The following is an 18,074-nucleotide window of genomic DNA, read 5'->3' as shown; positions in this document are numbered from 1 at the left end:
CGGCACGCGCGCCATCGGTGGCGCCGGCACCGCGGGCGGATGCTCGATGCGGACGAAAGGAACCCCATGCCCACCCGCATCGCCATCAACGGATTCGGCCGGATCGGCCGAAACGTGCTCCGTGCTCTGCACACCCGCGACACCGAGCTCGAGGTCGTCGCGATCAACGACCTCACCGCCCCCGAGACACTCGCCCACCTGCTGCGCTACGACTCCTCGTTCGGGCGCTTCCCGGGCGAGGTGACGGTCGACGGCGACGCGCTCGTGGTCGACGGCCGACGCATCCGGGTGCTCGCCGAGCGCGAGCCCGCGCAGCTGCCGTGGGGCGAGCTCGGCGTCGAGATCGTGGTCGAGTCGACGGGCCGCTTCACCGCCGCCGGTGCCGCGCAGGCGCACCTCGACGCGGGCGCGCGGCGCGTGCTCGTGAGCGCCCCCGCCGACGGGGCGGATGCGACCCTCGTCTACGGCGTGAACTCCGACCGCTTCGACCCGGAGCTGCACACGATCGTGTCGAACGCCTCCTGCACGACGAACGCGCTCGCGCCGCTCGCCTCGGTGCTCGACGAGCTCGCCGGCATCGAGCACGGCTTCATGACCACCGTGCACGCCTACACGCAGGAGCAGAACCTGCAGGACGGGCCGCACAGGGACCTGCGCCGCGCCCGCGCCGCCGGCGTCAACATCGTGCCCACCACGACCGGCGCCGCGAAGGCCATCGGCCTGGTGCTGCCGCAGCTCGACGGCAAGCTCTCGGGCGACTCGATCCGCGTGCCCGTGCCGGTCGGCTCGATCGTCGAGCTCAACACGGTGGTGTCGCGCGACGTGACCCGCGAGGAGGTGCTCGCCGCCTACCGTGCCGCCGCCGAGGGACCGCTCGCCGGCATCCTGCAGTTCACCGCCGACCCGATCGTGTCGAGCGACATCGTCGGCAACCCGCACTCGTCGATCTTCGACTCGGCGCTCACCCGCGTCGACGGGCGGCACGTGAAGGTGGTCGCCTGGTACGACAACGAGTGGGGCTTCTCGAACCGCGTCGTCGACAGCCTCACGCTGCTGGCCGGGGCCTGAGCCGCTCCCCCGCCCGCTCGGTGCCGCTCAGCCGAACACCGAGCGGGCGGTCGCGGTCGCCTCGACGCGCAGCCCCTCGGGCACGAACATCGTGACGACGGGCGGATGCCACACCGACGAGACCGTCACGGTGGCGCTGCGCCCGTCGGCGGTGAACGCCTGCTCGAGGGTCAGCCCCTCGAGCTCGGCGACCGGATTGCCGGCGAGGTAGTCGGCGGCCGCTACCGCGATATCCGCGCTCTCGAGCACCGGACGCGGCCCGTCGGGGGTGAGGGCGACCGCGTCGAGCTCGAACGCCTCCGCTCCGACGAGCGAGGCGCCGTCGGCGATCGTGAACAGTCGCTTCTTCTCGAGGTAGAGCGAGGTGGCCGCGGTCACCAGCAGCACGACGATGAGCCCGAGCATGCCGAAGAAGATCACGAGCGGCAGCGTCGACCCCTCGTCGTCGGCGAGGGCCGGGCGGCGGCTCACGACCCCGCCCGGAAGCGCGACACCTGCTCGGTGGCGACCGCGTGCACCGGCACGCCGAGCGGCACGTCGAGCCCGAGCACCGGCGGGGCGAACGGCAACGGCACGACGGTCGACAGCTCGACCGTCACGAAGCCCCGACGGGCCAGGCAGTCGACGGGGTCGGGTCGGCAGCTGATCGCGACCTCGGCTGCACCCGCGTCGAGCCCGTAGTCGGCGAGCGTCACCCGCAGGGCGCGCTCGGCGGCCGCGCGCGCATCCGCCTCCGTCGTCGCCTGCACGAACACGCGGCTCGCCTGGCGCACCGCACCCTCGGTGCCGAGCGCGGCCGCCTGCAGCGACGACACGACCAGCACGAGGTAGACGAGCGGCACCAGCAGCAGCACCCCCACCGTGATGAACTCGAGCGACGCCGAGCCGTCGTCGCGCCCGAGACGGTGGCGGAGGGCGTCAGTCCAGCGTCTCGCGCGCGGCATGGCCCTCCACCTCCAGCGCACGATCGGGGCCGAGCAGGCCGGCGAGCGGCAGCCGGGTGCGCACCGTGACGATCACCGCCGGCACGCCCATCCACGAGCCCTCGCGCACCTCGATGTCGCCCGCGTAGTCGGAGCCGATCGCCTCCGAGATGAGCGCGGCGGTGCGCGCGACGGCATCCGCCGGCTCGTTGTCGGCGAGCGCGCCGTAGCGCGCCCCCTCGGCGGCCGCGTCGAGCACGGTGTTGCGGATGTGCAGGGCCAGGGCGAGCTGCAGCACCGCCAGGGTGAGGACCGTCAGCAGCACCCCGACGAGCACGAACTCGACGGGTGCCGAGCCACGGTCGTCGCGCAGGGAGGCGCGGATGCCGCGAACCGGCACCTCAGATCCCGGAGACCTTGTCGATCGCGTTCTGGAAGATGTCGCCGAGGGCGGGCCCGGCGAGCGCCCAGATCAGGATGACGAGCGCGGCCGTCATGAGCGTGATCAGCACCCAGCCGGGCACGTCGCCCCGATCGTCCTGGAGGCGGTGCAGGAGTCGTCGCATGCGCCCAGTGTGGGGTGGTCGGCGCGGAGGCGTCGCGAGTTGTCCACAGGCGTCGCCCGGCGCGCGCAGGGCGCGCGGGTGCAGAGTGGACGACATGAGCGAACTCGTCGACGTGCGTTCCCTGGATGTGGAGTCTCCCGCGGTGGAGACGCAGCGCATCATCCGAACCGGCACGACCTGGCTGGCGGCGGCCATGGTCGCCCCCGTGCTCGGCCTCGGGCCCCTCGTCGCGAGCGGATGGCGACCATCCGACCTGCCACCCGTCGCCGACGGTGTGTTCTGGCTCGGCGCCCTCGCCGCCGCGCTCGGCGTCGCGGGTCTCGTCTGGGCGGGGTGCCCGGTGCTCGGGTTTCCGCTCGCGGAGGCCCACCGCCAGAAGGTGGTCTGCATCCGGGTGGGTATCGTGCTCGCCCTCAGCGGTATCGCGCTGAGCGGCCTCGCGATCCTGCTGAGCCCCGCCGGCTGAGGCGGCTCAGAAACCGAGCTGCAGCACCAGCGTCGCCGGGAAGAGCGCGAACGCGACGGTGACCGGCAGGATGAGGAAGACCAGCGGCACGAGCATCGCCACCTCCTTGCGGCCCGCCGCCTCGAGCAGCTGACGCTTGGCGACGTCGCGCGAGTCCTGCGCCTGGGCGCGCAGCACCTCGACGAGCGGGCTGCCGCGGTCGAGGGCGGTCGTGAGCTGCTCGACGGCGCGGGTCAGCGCGGGGAGTTCTAGGGCGGCGGCGCAGCGGGTCAGTGCGTCGCTCAGCGCGACCCCCACCTCGACCTCGGCGATCACCTGGGCGAGTTCGCGGGCGAGCTCGCCCGAACCGACCCGCGACACCCGCCGCAGGGCGTCGCGCACGGTCTCCCCTGCCGCGAGCGCGAGGCTCAGGAACTCCAGCACCGTGGGGAGCTCGGCGGCGATCCGACGCATCCGTGAACGTGCGCGGGCGGCGAGCAGCTGCTCGGGCAGCAGCAGTCCGCACGCGGCGGCGACGATGGCGAGGATCACGACGACCACGGGCGACACGCTCGCCGAGCGCGCGAGCATCAAGGCGCCGACGATGCCGACGGCCGCTCCCCCGGCCGCCCAGAGCAACTGGCGCGACCGGAACGCCGCGACGCTCGCCGGCGAACCCGACTGGCGCAGGCGCCGCGCGACCACGGCGTCCCCGCCCAGCACGGCGGCGAGACCGTCGCCCACACGCGCCAGCACGGGTGCGACCAGCTCGGCGAACACGGATGCCGGTTCCCCCGCGCGGCGCGCGCGCAGCTCGCGCGCGGCCGGCGACACGTCGAGCACGTAGGGGGCGACGCGGTCCGCGAGGCGGCTCGCACCCACCCGGGGAACCAACGCGGCGAGGGTCCACAGGCCGAGGCCCAGCACGATGCCGAGACCGACCGCGAGGGCGACCGTGGGACTCACGCGAACCACCGCCGTTCCTCGGGAAGCCGCCCGACGGTGATCATGAGCCGGTAGGCGACGATCGTGACGACGAGCCCCACCGCGAGCACTGCGACGCCCGCGGGAGAGTTGTAGGCGCGCACCGCCTCCGGTCGCGCGGCGAGCAGCAACAACACGAGCCACGGGGCCGCCACGCCGAGCCGGGCGGCGCTGACCACCCAGCTCTGCCGCGCCTCCACCTCCGAGCGGATGGCGGCATCCGCCCGCAGGTGCGCGGCGAGCGCCCGCAGCACGCTCGGCAGCTCGGTGCCGCCGACCTCCCGCGCGACCCGCAGAGTCTCGACCACCCGGTCGGCGACCGGATCGGCGAGGCGGTCCTTCAGGGCGTCGAGCGCGACGAGGAACTGGCCCGTGGCGCGCAGATCCCCGCCGAAATCGGTGAACGCGGGGCGCAGCGGTGCCGGGCCGCTCTCCCCGAGCTCGGCCAGCGCATCCGGAAGAGATCGACCCGATCGCAGCCCGGCGACCAGGTGGTCGATCGCATCCGGCCAGACGGCGCGCATCGCCCGACGTCTGGACCGTGCGCGCCCGCTCAGCACGGCGAACGGCAGGGCTCCGGCCGCCAGACCGGCGGCCACCGCGAGCGCGACGACCGGCACGAGCGCCACGACCACCGCGGCGGTCGCGAGGGCCAGCAGCACCGCGACGGCGACGACGGTGGGTGCCGACACCCGGCTGAGACCGGCCTGCCGCACGAGCACGCCGAGGCGCGCGAGCGGGCCGGCTCGACGTGCCGTGACCCGGTCGCCGGCTGCCGGCCAGAGCCAGGGCGCGGCGACCAGCACGAGACCGAGCCCGAGCACGAGGCCCCACGCCGCGGCGATCACCGGCTCGCCTCCGCGGATGACGGGGCCGCCGCATCCCGCAGGATCGCCGACGGGTCGACCCCCGCACGTGCGAAGGTCGCCAGGCGAGGCGGCAGCGCGCCGGTGGCGACGAGCCGGTCGCGCTCGAGGGCGAACAGCGTGACCGCCTCGATGCCCTCATCGTCGACCCGACCGCTCGGCGCGACCACCTCGACCACGCGTCGCCGGCCGTCGCGCCCCAGCTCGGCGTGCACCACGAGGTCGATCGCCGATGCGACCGTCGGCGTGACGAACGACGCGTCGATGTTGCGGCCCGCGAGCAGCGGCAGCGTGCTCAGCTTGCGCAGCGCGTCGCGGGCGCTGTTGGCGTGCAGCGAGCACATGCCCGGGATTCCCGAGTTCAAGGCGATGAGCAGATCGAGCGCCTCCGCCTCGCGCACCTCCCCGACGATCAGCCGGTCGGGGCGCATCCGCAGCGACTCCTTGATGAGGCGGCGCAGGCTGATCTCGCCGGTGCCCTCGAGGCTCGGCTGCCGGCACTGCAGCGCGACATGATCGGCGGCGTCGACCGCGAGCTCGAAGGTCTCCTCGACGGTCACGACGCGCTCGCGCGGGCGGCACGAGCCGATGAGGGCGCCGAGCAGGGTCGTCTTGCCGCTGTGGGTCGCCCCGGTGACCAGGATGTTGTGACCGCTGCGCACCGCGACGTGCAGGAACCCGGCCGCCTGGCTCGTGAGCGAACCGAGCGCCACCAGGTCGGGCAGGGTGCGCATGCCGGTGCGGAACCGCCGGATGTTGACCGACACGTGCCGGCGGGCGACATCCGGGATCACGGCGTGCAGGCGTGAACCGTCGGGCAGCGAGGCGTCGACGAACGGCGAACCGAGGTCGATGCGGCGGCCGGTCTGCTGCAGCATCCGCTCCAGCAGCTCGCGCACCTCGCCGTCGGTGAGTTCGAGCGGCACCCGCTCGGAGATGCCGTCGCGGGCGACGAAGATGCGGTCGGGGGCGTTGATCCACAGCTCCTCGACGCGGGGGTCGTCGAGGTACGGCTGCAGCGGGCCGAGCCCGGTGAGGGCGGCGACCACCTGGCGGGCGACGCGCCCCTCGTCGTCGAGCAGCGGCACCGAGCCGCCGAGCGCGAGCTCCGCGTAGCGCTGCACCTCGTCGCGCACGTAGCGGTCGGCGAGCTCGCGATCGCCCCGCAGGTCGACGCCCTCGCGGCGCACGCGCTCGCGCACCTGCTCGGCGATGACCCCGACCGCGCTCGTCACCCGCACAGCATGCCCGGATGCGGCGGGCGGCATCCGCGGTTCTCCACAGCCGGCCGAGCGGCCGCCGCTGTCCTGCCCGAATCAAGGAGTCGAGCAACCCATCTCAAGGAACTCGGCCGCGCCGGGTGCGCACCAGCCGACATCCGCCACACCCGCAACACCGACTCCTTGATTCGGGTTGCTCGACTCCTTGATTCGGGACCGGAGCCGGATCCCTAGACTGAACGCACCGCGCGGGAGTGGTGGAACGGTAGACACGCAGGATTTAGGTTCCTGTGCCTCACGGCATGCGGGTTCGAGCCCCGCCTCCCGCACGAGACCCCCGCACATCCGGGGGTGAACCCCCAGGTTCACGGATGCGGTGAGCGGCTACGCTGAACGCAACCCGCCCGCCGATCGCCCCGGCGACCGACGCTCAGGAGATGCCTCTCGTGCCGTTCACCACCGCCGCCCTCGCCCTCGTCGCCGCCGCGCCCATGGGGCTCATCCCCTGGCTCGACCCGCACGAGATCATCGTCGCGGCGGGCCCCTGGGCGCTGCTCGTGGTGTGCCTCATCGTGTTCGCCGAGACGGGCCTGCTGGTCGGGTTCATCCTGCCGGGCGACACCCTGCTCATCATCACGGGCCTGCTGAGCTTCACCGGCACCATGACCGAGTCGGGCACCGGCATCCAGATCCCGATCTGGTGGGTGTGTCTCGCGATCGCGTTCGCCGCGTTCCTCGGCGGCGAGGTCGGTTATCTCATCGGCCACAAGGCGGGGCCGCGCATCTTCGAGCGGCGCGAGAGCGGACTGTTCTCGAAGGAGAACGTGATCCGCACCAACAAGTTCTTCGAGCGCTGGGGTCCGATCGCGATCGTCATCGCGCGCTTCGTGCCGATCGTGCGCACCTTCGCCCCCGTCGCCGCGGGCGTCGCCCACATGAAGTACGGGCGCTACTCGCTCTACAACGCGATCGGCGCCTTCATCTGGGGTGCGGGGCTCACCTTCGCCGGCTTCCTGCTCGGCTACATCCCGCCGCTCGCCGACTTCGTCACGAACTACATCGACCTCATCCTGCTCGGGGCGATCTGCCTCGCGGTGATCCCGACGGTGTTCCACTACGTGCAGGGGGTCGTGAAGGCGCGCCGCGCCCGCAAGGCCGGCGACCAGCCGCTCACCGACGCCGAGGTCGCGCTCGACCCGACGCTGCTCGACGACTGAGGTCTAGCCGCCGACCACGAGCAGCACCAGCAGCGTCACGTTCAGCACGATCAGCAGCGCCGCGGCGACCGCCGCCAGCACGGTCACCCAGGGGCGGTTGGCCGCGTCGCCCATGAGCGCGCTGCGGGTGGTGAGAGCCACGAGCGGCACCAGCGCGAACGGGATGCCGAACGACAGCACCACCTGGCTCAGCACGAGCGAGAGCGTCGGCGGCGCTCCGACGAGCAGCAGCACGAGCGCCGGGAGCAGCGTCACCAGCCTGCGCACCAGCAGCGGGATGCGCACCCGCAGCAGCCCCTGCATGATCTCGGCGCCGGCGTAGGCGCCCACCGACGTCGAGGCGAGACCGGAGGCGAGCAGCCCCACCGCGAACAGGGTCGCCACGACCGGACCGAGTGCGGCGCCGATCGCCGCGTGCGCGCCCTCGAGCGTGTCGGTGCCGGCGACCCCCGGCAGCGTGGATGCGGCGAGCAGCAGGATCACGAGGTTCACCGTGCCCGCGATCGCGAGGGCGATCGTCACGTCGATGCGGGTGGCCCGCAGCACGAGGCGACGACGCGGCCCCTCCTCGACCGCCCCGAAGCGGTCGCGGGTGAGGGCCGAGTGGGCGTAGATGGCGTGCGGCATGACCGTCGCGCCGAGGATCGACGCCGCGAGCAGCACCGATCCGGCATCCGTGAACCGCGGCACGAGCCCGGCGACCGCCTCCCCCGGGTCGACCGGCGCGACGACGAGACCCGCGCAGAAGCCGATCGCGATGATCGCCACGAGCCCGATCACGACCCGCTCGAAAACCCGCGGCCCGCGACGGCTGTGCAGCACGAGCAGCGCGAGCGACACCGCACCCGTGATGACGCCGCCGACGATCAGCGGCAGCCCGAACAGCAGGTTCAGGGCGATCGCCCCGCCGATCACCTCGGCGACGTCGGTCGCCATCGCCACGAGCTCGGCCTGCGCCCAGTAGAGGTAGCGCGCCGGGCGGGTGCGGAAGCGCTCCCCCAGCAGAGCGGGGAGGCTCCGGCCGGTGGCGATGCCGAGCTTCGCGGAGAGGTACTGGATGAGCCATGCCATCGCGTTGGCGACCACGACCACCCAGACCAGCAGGTAGCCGTACTGCGCCCCGGCGCTCGCGTTGCTGGCGACGTTGCCGGGGTCGAGATAGGCGACGCCCGCGACCATCGCGGGGCCGAGCAGCCCCCAGACGCCGCGCGCACCCCGATTTTTCGGCATACCGAAAAATCTAGCGGATGGGCGCGATCCAGACCGCCTCGCGGGCGTCGGCGGGCAGTTCGGCGACCGCCACGACGGTGTCGAGCCCGATCCCCTCGTCGCGGATGCGCCGCAGCACCTCGGGATCGCGGTCGCTGATGCGCGCGACCGCGCCGCGCGCATCCGCCGGCAGCTCCGACGCGAGCACGGCGTCCGGACGTGTGACGACACCCTCGGCATCCGGGATGGGGTCGCCGTGCGGGTCGCGCACCGGATGCCCGAGCTGCGCATCGATCGCATCGAGCAGCCGGTCGCTCAGCGCGTGCTCCAGCACCTCCGCCTCGTCGTGCACCTCGTCCCAGGAGTACCCGAAGCCCTCGACGAGCCAGGTCTCGACGAGCCGATGGCGGCGCACCATGCGCAGGGCCGCCGCGCGTCCGGCATCCGTCAACGCGATCGCCCCGTACGGCGCGTGGGTGACGAGACCCTGCCTCACGAGCTTCTTCACCATCTCGGTGACGGTCGACGGCACGAGCCCCAGGCGCGCCGCGAGCTGGGTGCCGGTGATCGGCGCGTCCTGCCACTCGGTGTGCCCGTAGATGGCCTTCAGGTAGTCCTCGATCACCGAGGATGCGGCGCTAGCGATGGGCGTGCTCCTCGTGGTCAGCGTGGCCCGCGGGCTCGAGCTGGAAGGTGGAGTGCGCCACGTCGAAGTGCTCCGCGAGGCACCCGCCGAGCGTATCGAGCACCGCGTGGGTCTCGCCCCGCTCGAACACGCCCGGCTCGACCACCACGTGCGCGGTGAAGACAGGTGCGCCCGAGGTGATGTTCCAGATGTGCACGTCGTGCACCGCCACCACGCCCTCCGCCTCGCACAGGTGCTCGCGGATCTGCGCCACGTCGCGGTCCCGCGGCGCCGACTCGGTGAGCACCCGCACGACGTCGCGCAGCAGCAGGAACGCGCGCGGTGCGATGAGGGCGGCGATCACGAGGGAGGCGATGGCGTCCGCCGCCGCGAAGCCGGTCACGAGGATCACGACGGCCGCCGCGATCGCCGCGATCGAGCCGAGCAGGTCGCCGAACACCTCCAGCAGGGCGCCGCGCAGGTTGAGCGAGCGGCGGTCGCCGCCGCGCAGCACGAGGAACGCCACGACGTTCGCGGCGAGGCCCACGACGGCGATCACGAGCATCGGCGCGGCGTCGACGTGCGCGGCGCCGCCGGTGAGACGGCCGATCGCCTCGACGGCGACCACCGCCGCCACGACCACCAGGATCAGGCCGTTCGCGAGGGCCGCGAGCACCTCCATGCGCTGGAAGCCGAAGGTGTGCCGGTCGGTCGCGGGGCGAGCGGCGACGACGGATGCGGCGAGCGCCACCGCGAGCCCGATCGCGTCGCTCGACATGTGGCCCGCGTCGCCGAGCAGCGCGAGCGATCCGGAGAGCACCGCGCCGACGACCTCGGCCACCAGCACGAGCAGCGTGATGCCGAGCGCGATCGCGAGACGCACGCGGTTGCCGCCCGCCGCGCGCGCATGATCGTGCCCGTGTCCGTTGCCCACCCCTTCAGGCTAGGCGCGACAGGCACCCCGCGAGGCCGGGACCGGCTTCTCGGGAATGACGACCGTTCTCAGCCGTAGAGCTCCCGCAGCTGCACCACCAGGCCACCGAAGGCCCGGGACCGATGGCTGATGGCGTTCTTCTCGTCGGGCGTGAGCTCGGCCGAGCTGGTGGCGATGCCGTCGGGCCGGAACACCGGGTCGTAGCCGAAGCCGTGCGCCCCCGCGGGTGCCTCGAGCACCGCCCCGGGCCACACGCCGCGCACGGTCAGCTCGCGGTCGCCGTCGACGAGCGCCGCGACGCACACGAACTCGGCCGCGCGATCCGTCTCGCCCTCGAGGTTCGCGAGCAGCAGCGTGTAGTTGTCGACGTCCTCCCTCGTGCCGGCGTAGCGGGCCGAGTGGATGCCGGGGGCGCCGCCGAGAGCCGCCACCGCGATGCCCGAGTCGTCGGCGATCGACGGCAGACCGGTGTGCGCGTACGCGGCGCGCGCCTTGATGAGCGCGTTCGCCTCGAAGGTGTCGCCGTCCTCGACCGGCTCGGGCCCGTCGTAGCCGACGAGCTCGTGCGGCCCGAGTCGCTCACCGAGGATGCGGCGCAGCTCCTCGACCTTGTGGGCGTTGTGGGTCGCGAGGACGAAGGTGGTCACCCTGCGAGCCTACGGCGACCCCTCAGCCGAGGCGACGACGACGACGCGCGGCCACCACCGTCAGGAGGGTGCCGAGCGCGGCCATGAGGCCCGCGCCCGCGGCGAACGGGGTCGCGTCGGCGGCTCCCGTCGCCGCCAGTTCGGGCGCGGCGGCCGGGGCCGGGGGCACGAACGAGGCGTCACCGAGGGTCGGGAGCGACGCGAGCGCGGTCTCCGGGTCGCTCAGCGTCTCGGCGTCGATCGCCCACACGTGCGGCGGCACCTGGAAGAGCCCGAGGATCACCCCGATGAAGTCCGAGATGTCGGCGTCGGGGTCGCCGACCGCCGTCTGGATGAGGTCGGTGACGCAGATGGGACCGGCGACATCCGCGAGGTCGCCCGTGAAGACGTAGTAGGTCGGGTCGGGCGACGTCGACACGCGGGCCGAATAGGTCACCCCGTCCTCGCCGACGAAGCTGAACGTGGTCGCCACGGGGGCGTAGGTGGTCGCGTAGGCGGAGAACACGTCCTCCGCGTCGAACCCGCACGCCGCGAGCACCGCATCCGGAACGGTGGAGATCGGCGCGGCGCTCGTGACGGGCGCGACGACGGATCCGAGGAGGTGCAGCGAGGTGTCGGTGGAGTTGTCGGTGTCGACGGCGAGCGGCTGGATCCACGAATCGACGTCGTCGAAGCTGCCGCCGAAGAAGGAGCCGGTGCCCTGGAAGTACGGGTTGACGCCGGACGAGTCCGGCGAGTTGCTGCGGGTCGCGGTGAGCGGGTCGAACCCGTCGGGGAACCCGCTGTCCGGCGCGTCGAGCGTGAACTCGACCTTGCCGAGGCCGTACTGGGGGATGCACTCCATGTACCAGTTGTCCGAAGGATCCCCGATGGACTCGTGATCGGCGAAGGTCTCGCACGGGGTGTCCACGACGGCGGCGGCGGGAGCCGCTGCGCCCGCGCCCACGGCGACGACGCCGATCGTTCCAGCGGACAGCAGGGCGGTAGTCTTCCTCAACGCGGCGCTCCTCGGGTCGAACACGCACGACCGCTCGGGGTGGCGGTCGCGCACACACTATCAGGAGATTCCCAGCCACGATGACACCCGACCGCGGCACATCCGACGACGCCCACATCTGGTACCGGGAGCTCGGCGCCACCGCATCCGGACTCCGGGTCGCCGAGGCCTGGGAGAGCCCCGCGCACCCCGACGGCGCCTACTCCGACGACGACCCGGGCGCCGCCGCCCTGGTGTGGCGGTCGAGCGCCACCGAGCGGGGTGCGCTCCACGTGGAGATCCCCGAGGAGCGCGCACCCGGCGCACCCGAGCTGTGGTTCGTGGCGGTCGACGAGCCGCGCGCACGTCCCGCGGCCTGCAACCTCGTCGCCTACACCGGGGGCGACATCCCGCCCGGCACGATCATCACCCCGTACGCGTTCGCGACGCTCGGCATCCCGTCGGACGCCCAGCTCGGAGCGGTGCGCTGGTACCGAGACGGCCTGGTGCACCAGATCTACGTGTCGCCCGACCATCGACGCCGCAACATCGGCAGCACCCTGCTGTACGCCGCGGGCGCGTGGCAGCAGGCGAACCGCTGGCCCGGCTGGATCCACTCGGATGGCCGCCGCACCCAGCTCGGCCAGCTGTTCCTGGCGGCGAAGCGGCACGTCGGCCGGATCGCCCCCCTCACTGAGACGATGCCGGCGATGGATCCGGACGCGCGCCAGGGCCGCTGATCGCACACTCGTCGGCACCTGTTCGGGGGCTCGCGACCGGAACGACCGCGAGATAATCTCAGCTCGCGGACCGCATCCGCGGGCCGCGCCACTCGGCGGCGACCCGACACCGGCGGACCACAGCTCGGGGGCGCCATGGACGCGCAGTCGGAACCCACCATCTGGTACCGGGAGCTCGGGCGCACCGACACCGGGCTGGCGCTCGTGGAGGCGTGGGAGGGCGTGGGCCACCCCGAGGGCGCCTACGTCGCCCGGGTTCCGGACGACGCGACCCTCGCCTGGCGCACCTCGGCGACGCCGCACGGTCTGCTGCACGTCGGCATCCCCTTCGAACGCGCGCCCGACGCTCCCCCGCTCTGGTTCCTCGCCATCGACGAATCGCACGGGCGCGCGCCGTCGGCGACGATCGCCGCCTACACCGGCGACCAGCTCCCCGACGGCACGATCGTCGGGTCGCTCGGCTTCGCGCGCCTCGGAGTGCCGGCGGATGCGCAGCTGGGCGAGGTGCGCTGGTTCCGCGACGGGCTCGTGCACCACATCCACGTCGACCCGGCGTTCCGTCGGCGCGACATCGGCACGAGCCTGCTGCACGCCGCCGGGGCCTGGCAGCAGGCCAACCGCTGGCCGGGCTACCTGCACGCGCGACGACCCCGGAACCGTCTGGTGAGGCGGTTCCTCGACCGTTTCGACCTCCCCGGCCGGATCAGCGACTAGGAGGCGGCGAGCTCCGCGCCGAGCGCCTCGGCCTGGATGCGCGCGAGCTCCGCGTTGCCCGCGAGCGCCAGGTCGAGCAGCGAATCGAGCTCGCGCCGGTCGAACGGCGCGCCCTCGGCGGTGCCCTGCACCTCGACGAAGAGCCCGCGGCCGGTCACGACGACGTTCATGTCGGTCTCGGCGCGCACGTCCTCGACGTAGGCGAGGTCGAGCATCGGCGTGCCGTCGATGATCCCCACCGACACCGCCGACACGGTGTCGATGAGCGCCCGTGCGTTCTTGCCGATGAAGCCCCGCTCGCGACCCCACGCCACGGCGTCCGCGAGCGCCACGTAGGCGCCCGTGATGGCGGCGGTGCGGGTGCCGCCGTCGGCCTGCAGCACGTCGCAGTCGATCACGATCGTGTTCTCGCCGAGCGCCTTCGTGTCGATGATGGCCCGCAGGCTGCGTCCGACGAGGCGCGAGATCTCGTGGGTGCGCCCACCGACGCGGCCCTTGACGGACTCGCGGTCCATCCGCTCGTTGGTGGAGCGCGGGATCATGGCGTACTCGGCGGTGACCCAGCCCTTGCCCTTGCCCGTGAGCCAGCGCGGCACACCGTTCGTGAAGCTCGCCGTGCACAGCACCTTGGTGCCGCCGAACGAGATGAGCGCGCTGCCCTCGGCCTGCGCGCTCCAGCCGCGTTCGATCGTGACGGGGCGCAGCTGCGCGGGGGTGCGGCCGTCGGCGCGGACGCTCTCGTCGAGGGGGCTGGCGGTCATGCGGTTCTCCGTTCGGGCGGATGCGGTCGGGGGATCAGCTGCCGAGCACCGAGATGGCGCCGGTCGGGAAGTTCTCGACGTGCCGCACCTCGGGGCCGAGGAATCGGGCGGCGAGGGTGCGGAAGGCGCGCTCGTCGCCGGTCGACTCGAAGCGGTGCTGGGGCGGGGCCGTGGCGCCCCTCTCGATGCCGTGCGACACGAGCGTGCGGTAGACGTCGGCGGCGGTCTCCTCGGCGCTCGACACGAGCCGCACCCCGGGACCCATCACGTACTGGATCGCGGCCGACATCAGCGGGTAGTGGGTGCAGCCGAGCACGAGCGTGTCGACATCCGCCTCGATGAGCGGCGTGAGGTACTCCTGGGCGACGGCGAAGAGCTCCGGTCCGCTCGTGACGCCGGCCTCGACGAACTCCACGAAGCGCGGGCAGGCGCGGCTCACGAGCTCGAGCCCCTCGGCGGCGGCGAACGCGTCGTCGTAGGCGCGCGACTGGATGGTGCCGACCGTGCCGATCACGCCGACCCGGCCGTTGCGGGTGGCGCGCACCGCGGCGCGCACGGCGGGCTGGATCACCTCCACCACCGGGATGCCGGCGCCCACCGTGTAGCGCTCGCGCGCATCGCGCAGCACCGCCGACGAGGCGGTGTTGCAGGCGATCACGAGCGCCTTGACGCCCTGGGCGACCAGATCGTCCATGACGCCGAGCGCGAGCGCGCGCACCTCGGCGATCGGGCGGGGGCCGTAGGGGCCGTTCGCCGTGTCGCCCACGTAGAGGATCGCCTCGTGCGGCAGCTGGTCGAGGATCGCGCGGGCCACCGTGAGCCCCCCGACCCCCGAGTCGAACACCCCGATGGGCGCGTCGACGGGAGCGGATGCGGTCACGGTGTCCCAGCGTACCCGCGGCATCCGTCGTCCCCGCCCTGCGCGCGCCCCGCCACTCCTGCCCCTCCTCCCGAATCAAGGACTCGAGCAACCCGAATCAAGGAACCGGCGTGGCTCCTGATGCTGCTGAGCCGGATATGGGCGTTCCGCGAGCGCACCTCCTTGATTCGGGTTGCTCGGATCCTTGATTCGGGCGCCGGGAGGATGTCGGGGCTGTGGATGGGGCTCCCGCCGGATCGCGCGGGTGCCCTAGCGTGGCCGCATGCGCAGAACGGCTCGTCTACTCCCCCCGGCGCTCGCGCTGCTGCTGCTCACGGCCTGCACCACCCCGGCGCCGATGCCCACGCTGCCGCCCACCCCGGATGCCGACCCCGTCTTCGCCTCGGACGAGGAGGCGCTGGCCGCCGCGGAGGAGGCGTATGGGAAGTACCTGACTGCGGTCGCGACTGTGCTAGCGGATGGCGGTAGTCAACCGGAAAGGCTAGAACCGTTTCTTACTGCGGACCTGTACGCGCAGGAGTTGCCCGCGTATGAGGAGCTCCAGGAACAGGGCTGGAAAGGTGTCGGCACCTACTCGTTTGCCATGACACCGCAAGACGTTGACGCGAGTTCCGGTGATATTGCGGTTTACGTGTGTGACGACCGATCAAATCTGGACATCGTGGATGAGACCGGCAATTCAGTGGTCGATCCGGGTCGGCCCGACCGGGCCGCATCAGAAGTACTTTTCGTCTGGAACGGCGGCTTGCGAATCGCGGCGCAAACAAGTTGGGATGGCGGCGGAGTGTGCTAGTCCACGTCTTGGGCGCAGTCTCCATTCTTCTCGCGACCCCAATAGCGGTTGATTCCGCCAGTGAGCAGTGCACACGCTTGGAGTTCGATCTCGGCCATTGCAGCATCGGCGCATCCATCGACGACGACGCCGCGGTCCTCGACGGCTCCGCCACGGACACGGACGGCTCCGGCACCTCCACCCCCGGCTCCGGCACCCCCGGAGGCGGCGGTGGCACCCCCGCCGACCCGGCCACGTGCACCCGGGTCGACCCCAGCACGCTCGGGTGCGCGCCGCGCGACGACTTCGATGTGACCGTCATCACGCTCGCCGACATCGCGCGCTTCCGTCCCGCGCCGGGCGTGCAGCGGATGGAGCCCGACGGCTGGGTCGTCGTCGGGCTGCCCGCCAACATCTACTCGATCGTCGATCGGCAGGTCGTCGCGGGCACCCTGCTCGGCCAGCCCGCCGACGTGCGGTTCACCCCGGTCGCGTGGCGGTGGGACTACGGCGACGGATCCGGCGCGACTCTCGCGACGAAGGGCGGCACCTGGGCCGCCCTCGGGTTGCGGGAGTTCGACGCCACGCCGACCAGCCACGTCTACCGCCTCGGCGACGACTACACGATCCGGTTGAGCATCGTCTACCACGCCGAGTACCGGATGTCGGGAGGCGCGTTCACCCCGATCGCCGGCACCCTGACGCTGCCCGCCAACGAGCTGCGCATCACCGCCGGCGGAGCCAAGACGGTGCTCGTCGACCGCGACTGCACGGTCGCGCCCCACGGTCCCGGCTGCTGAGGGCCCGGCTGCTGACGACCCGACCGCCGCGGCCCGCGCGGTGCCAGGATGGCTGACGTGACGGACGACGCAACCCGCGACCCCACCGCCTCCCCCCTCGTGTCGGCCGCTCTGCACACCGACCGTTACGAGCTCACGATGATCGACGCGGCCCTCCGCGCCGGCACCCACGACACCCCGTGCGTGTTCGAGCTCTTCGCGCGCCGCCTGCCCGACGGGCGCCGCTACGGCGTCGTCGCGGGCACCGGGCGTCTGCTCGACGCGATCGCCGACTTCCGCTTCGGCCCCGACGAGCTCGCCTACCTCGAACGAGAGCGCGTGGTCTCCGACGAGGCGCTCGACTGGCTCGCCTCCTACCGCTTCACGGGCGACATCCGCGGCTACCGCGAGGGCGAGCCCTACTTCCCCGGGTCGCCGCTGCTCGTCGTCGAGGCGGGCTTCGCCGAGGGCGTCGTGCTCGAGACCCTCGCGCTCTCCACGCTCAACTACGACTCGGCCGTGGCGAGCGCCGCCGCCCGGATGGTGTCGGCCGCCGGCGGGCGGCCGCTCGCCGAGATGGGGTCGCGGCGCACCGGCGAGCACTCCGCCGTCGCCGCCGCCCGTGCCGCCTACATCGCCGGGTTCGGCGCCTCCAGCAACCTCGAGGCGGGACGCACCTGGGGCGTGCCGACGATGGGGACCGCCGCCCACGCGTTCACCCTGCTCTTCCCCGACGAGCCGAGCGCGTTCCGGGCCCAGATCGCGAGCCTCGGCACCGGCACGACCCTGCTCGTCGACACCTACGACATCCGCCAGGGCGTCGAGAACGCGGTGCGCGCCGCAGGGCCGGAGCTCGGTGCCGTGCGCATCGACTCCGGCGACCTCGGGGTGGTGGTGCGGGAGGTCCGGGAGCAGCTCGACGCGCTCGGGGCCGACCGCACGCGCATCACCGTCACCAACGACCTCGACGAGCACGCCATCGCGGCGCTCGCCTCCGCCCCGGTCGACTCCTACGGGGTCGGCACCGCCCTCGTGACCGGCTCCGGCGCCCCCGCGGCGAACATGGTCTACAAGCTCGTGGCCCGCCAGGGCGCCGACGGCGACTGGGTGGGGGTCGGCAAGTCGTCGGAGGGCAAGGCCACGGTCGGGGGGCGAAAGCAGCCCGTCCGCGCCCTTCGGAACGGGGTCGCGGTCGCGGAGGAGATCCACGTCGACGACCCGCCCGTCACCGCCCTCGGACCCGACGCCGGGCGCCTGCTGCACGTGCCGCTCGTGACGGCCGGCGAGCCCGTCGACGAGGCCCGGGGGCCTGCGGGGGTCGAGGCGGCACGGGCGCACCACGCCCGCGCGATGGCGGAGCTGCCCGCGGATGCGCTGCGCCTGTCACGGGGCGAGCCCGCCATCCCGACCCGCTACCTGTAGACGGGGCCCGCTGCGCCGCTCGGCGGCCGGCCGACCGGCAGGCGCGCTACTTCAGGCGGTCGTAGATCTTCTGGCAGTCGGGGCACACCGGGAACTTCGACGGGTCGCGACCCGGGATCCACTTCTTGCCGCAGAGGGCGCGCACCGGCTTGCCCGTCACCGCCGACTCGACGATCTTGTCCTTCTGCACGTAGTGGGCGAAGCGGTCGTGGTCGCCGTCCTCGGTGAGCTCGCCCTCGAGGAGCTTCTCGAGCTCCCGGTCGAGCACGTCGGTGCCCCCGCCGATCCGATCCGCATCCAGCTCGCTCATCCGCCCAGGGTACGAC

Annotated in this window: 23 protein-coding genes and 1 tRNA gene; 9 read left to right on the top strand and 15 right to left on the bottom strand. The window is 72.9% G+C overall.

The window, feature by feature from the left end; all coding sequences use genetic code 11:
• The first annotated feature begins 66 nt into the window (after positions 1-66).
• On the top strand, positions 67-1,068 hold the full coding sequence (gene gap / locus NUH29_RS13670; protein ID WP_258799781.1) for a type I glyceraldehyde-3-phosphate dehydrogenase: 1,002 nt from the start codon (positions 67-69) through the stop codon (positions 1,066-1,068).
• Between the two features lie 27 nt (positions 1,069-1,095).
• Here the strand turns inward: gap and NUH29_RS13665 are convergent, their stop codons facing one another.
• From NUH29_RS13665 to NUH29_RS13650, 4 genes are read right to left on the bottom strand one after another with little or no spacing between them, the layout of a single operon-like run.
• Positions 1,096-1,539 (bottom strand): pilus assembly protein TadG-related protein, encoded by a 444-nt coding sequence (locus NUH29_RS13665; RefSeq protein ID WP_258799780.1) that lies wholly within the window; start codon positions 1,537-1,539, stop codon positions 1,096-1,098.
• The gene (locus NUH29_RS13660; protein WP_258799779.1) at positions 1,536-2,012 is read right to left on the bottom strand and encodes a hypothetical protein; all 477 of its coding nucleotides are present in this window, start codon (positions 2,010-2,012) and stop codon (positions 1,536-1,538) included. The genes NUH29_RS13665 and NUH29_RS13660 overlap by 4 nt, the downstream gene beginning before the upstream one ends.
• Positions 1,987-2,391 carry a TadE/TadG family type IV pilus assembly protein gene (locus tag NUH29_RS13655; protein WP_258799778.1) on the bottom strand — a complete coding sequence of 135 codons (405 nt, stop codon included), beginning with the start codon at positions 2,389-2,391 and terminating at the stop codon, positions 1,987-1,989. The genes NUH29_RS13660 and NUH29_RS13655 overlap by 26 nt, the downstream gene beginning before the upstream one ends.
• 1 nt (position 2,392) lies before the next feature.
• Positions 2,393-2,557, bottom strand: a complete 165-nt coding sequence (locus tag NUH29_RS13650; protein WP_258799777.1) for a hypothetical protein — start codon at positions 2,555-2,557, stop codon at positions 2,393-2,395.
• 94 nt (positions 2,558-2,651) lie between these two features.
• Between NUH29_RS13650 and NUH29_RS13645 the strand changes: the two genes are divergently transcribed.
• Complete coding sequence (locus tag NUH29_RS13645) at positions 2,652-3,023, top strand: hypothetical protein (protein WP_258799776.1); 372 nt, start codon at positions 2,652-2,654, stop codon at positions 3,021-3,023.
• Between the two features lie 6 nt (positions 3,024-3,029).
• Here NUH29_RS13645 and NUH29_RS13640 read toward each other — a convergent pair whose 3' ends face one another.
• From NUH29_RS13640 to NUH29_RS13630, 3 genes are read right to left on the bottom strand one after another with little or no spacing between them, the layout of a single operon-like run.
• Positions 3,030-3,977: a type II secretion system F family protein gene (locus tag NUH29_RS13640; protein WP_258799775.1), complete on the bottom strand. Its 948-nt coding sequence runs from the start codon at positions 3,975-3,977 to the stop codon at positions 3,030-3,032.
• Positions 3,965-4,834 carry a type II secretion system F family protein gene (locus NUH29_RS13635; RefSeq protein WP_308445777.1) on the bottom strand — a complete coding sequence of 290 codons (870 nt, stop codon included), beginning with the start codon at positions 4,832-4,834 and terminating at the stop codon, positions 3,965-3,967. The genes NUH29_RS13640 and NUH29_RS13635 overlap by 13 nt, the downstream gene beginning before the upstream one ends.
• Positions 4,831-6,120 carry a TadA family conjugal transfer-associated ATPase gene (locus NUH29_RS13630; RefSeq protein ID WP_373317461.1) on the bottom strand — a complete coding sequence of 430 codons (1,290 nt, stop codon included), beginning with the start codon at positions 6,118-6,120 and terminating at the stop codon, positions 4,831-4,833. Before NUH29_RS13630 ends, NUH29_RS13635 begins: the two co-directional genes overlap by 4 nt.
• A 200-nt stretch (positions 6,121-6,320) precedes the next feature.
• On the opposite strand from NUH29_RS13630, the gene NUH29_RS13625 reads away from it, so the two are divergent.
• Together NUH29_RS13625 and NUH29_RS13620 are read left to right on the top strand one after the other, a co-directional pair.
• A tRNA-Leu gene (locus NUH29_RS13625) sits at positions 6,321-6,401 on the top strand.
• A 108-nt stretch (positions 6,402-6,509) separates the two neighbouring features.
• Positions 6,510-7,289: a DedA family protein gene (locus NUH29_RS13620; protein ID WP_373317460.1), complete on the top strand. Its 780-nt coding sequence runs from the start codon at positions 6,510-6,512 to the stop codon at positions 7,287-7,289.
• A gap of 3 nt (positions 7,290-7,292) precedes the next feature.
• Here the strand turns inward: NUH29_RS13620 and NUH29_RS13615 are convergent, their stop codons facing one another.
• The 5 genes from NUH29_RS13615 to NUH29_RS13595 all read right to left on the bottom strand — a co-directional run bounded on the left by NUH29_RS13615 (position 7,293) and on the right by NUH29_RS13595 (position 11,701).
• Positions 7,293-8,519 carry an Nramp family divalent metal transporter gene (locus NUH29_RS13615; protein ID WP_258799773.1) on the bottom strand — a complete coding sequence of 409 codons (1,227 nt, stop codon included), beginning with the start codon at positions 8,517-8,519 and terminating at the stop codon, positions 7,293-7,295.
• A 10-nt stretch (positions 8,520-8,529) separates the two neighbouring features.
• Positions 8,530-9,123: a metal-dependent transcriptional regulator gene (locus NUH29_RS13610; RefSeq protein ID WP_258799772.1), complete on the bottom strand. Its 594-nt coding sequence runs from the start codon at positions 9,121-9,123 to the stop codon at positions 8,530-8,532.
• 13 nt (positions 9,124-9,136) lie between these two features.
• Positions 9,137-10,057 (bottom strand): cation diffusion facilitator family transporter, encoded by a 921-nt coding sequence (locus tag NUH29_RS13605; RefSeq protein WP_258799770.1) that lies wholly within the window; start codon positions 10,055-10,057, stop codon positions 9,137-9,139.
• A gap of 68 nt (positions 10,058-10,125) precedes the next feature.
• A complete protein-coding gene (gene rdgB / locus NUH29_RS13600) occupies positions 10,126-10,704 on the bottom strand; it encodes an RdgB/HAM1 family non-canonical purine NTP pyrophosphatase (protein ID WP_258799769.1) in 579 nt (192 codons plus the stop codon).
• 22 nt (positions 10,705-10,726) lie between these two features.
• Positions 10,727-11,701, bottom strand: coding sequence for a hypothetical protein (locus NUH29_RS13595; RefSeq protein WP_258799768.1), 975 nt, complete (start codon positions 11,699-11,701; stop codon positions 10,727-10,729).
• Between the two features lie 80 nt (positions 11,702-11,781).
• Between NUH29_RS13595 and NUH29_RS13590 the strand changes: the two genes are divergently transcribed.
• Positions 11,782-12,420 carry a GNAT family N-acetyltransferase gene (locus NUH29_RS13590; protein ID WP_258799767.1) on the top strand — a complete coding sequence of 213 codons (639 nt, stop codon included), beginning with the start codon at positions 11,782-11,784 and terminating at the stop codon, positions 12,418-12,420.
• Between the two features lie 135 nt (positions 12,421-12,555).
• A complete protein-coding gene (locus NUH29_RS13585) occupies positions 12,556-13,134 on the top strand; it encodes a GNAT family N-acetyltransferase (protein ID WP_258799766.1) in 579 nt (192 codons plus the stop codon).
• Here NUH29_RS13585 and rph read toward each other — a convergent pair.
• Both rph and murI read right to left on the bottom strand, forming a co-directional pair.
• Entirely contained in the window at positions 13,131-13,895 is a 765-nt protein-coding gene (gene rph, locus NUH29_RS13580; protein ID WP_258799765.1) for a ribonuclease PH, read from the bottom strand. The two genes, NUH29_RS13585 and rph, sit on opposite strands and share 4 nt — an antisense overlap.
• Before the next feature lie 34 nt (positions 13,896-13,929).
• Complete coding sequence (gene murI / locus NUH29_RS13575; RefSeq protein WP_373317459.1) at positions 13,930-14,799, bottom strand: glutamate racemase; 870 nt, start codon at positions 14,797-14,799, stop codon at positions 13,930-13,932.
• 238 nt (positions 14,800-15,037) lie between these two features.
• On the opposite strand from murI, the gene NUH29_RS13570 reads away from it, so the two are divergent.
• From NUH29_RS13570 to NUH29_RS13560, 3 genes are all read left to right on the top strand, one after another.
• Positions 15,038-15,568, top strand: coding sequence for a hypothetical protein (locus NUH29_RS13570; RefSeq protein WP_258799763.1), 531 nt, complete (start codon positions 15,038-15,040; stop codon positions 15,566-15,568).
• A gap of 77 nt (positions 15,569-15,645) precedes the next feature.
• Entirely contained in the window at positions 15,646-16,347 is a 702-nt protein-coding gene (locus NUH29_RS13565) for a hypothetical protein (protein ID WP_258799762.1), read from the top strand.
• A gap of 57 nt (positions 16,348-16,404) precedes the next feature.
• Positions 16,405-17,748: a nicotinate phosphoribosyltransferase gene (locus NUH29_RS13560; RefSeq protein WP_258799761.1), complete on the top strand. Its 1,344-nt coding sequence runs from the start codon at positions 16,405-16,407 to the stop codon at positions 17,746-17,748.
• 46 nt (positions 17,749-17,794) lie between these two features.
• Here the strand turns inward: NUH29_RS13560 and NUH29_RS13555 are convergent, their stop codons facing one another.
• Positions 17,795-18,058: a DUF3039 domain-containing protein gene (locus tag NUH29_RS13555; RefSeq protein WP_258799759.1), complete on the bottom strand. Its 264-nt coding sequence runs from the start codon at positions 18,056-18,058 to the stop codon at positions 17,795-17,797.
• Positions 18,059-18,074 lie beyond the last annotated feature (16 nt).

The organism is Protaetiibacter mangrovi (assembly GCF_024752305.1).
In the GTDB taxonomy this organism is placed as follows: domain Bacteria; phylum Actinomycetota; class Actinomycetes; order Actinomycetales; family Microbacteriaceae; genus Homoserinibacter; species Homoserinibacter mangrovi.
The sequence above is the reverse complement of the archived record's forward strand: the minus strand, read 5'-3'. Positions and strand labels throughout refer to the sequence as shown.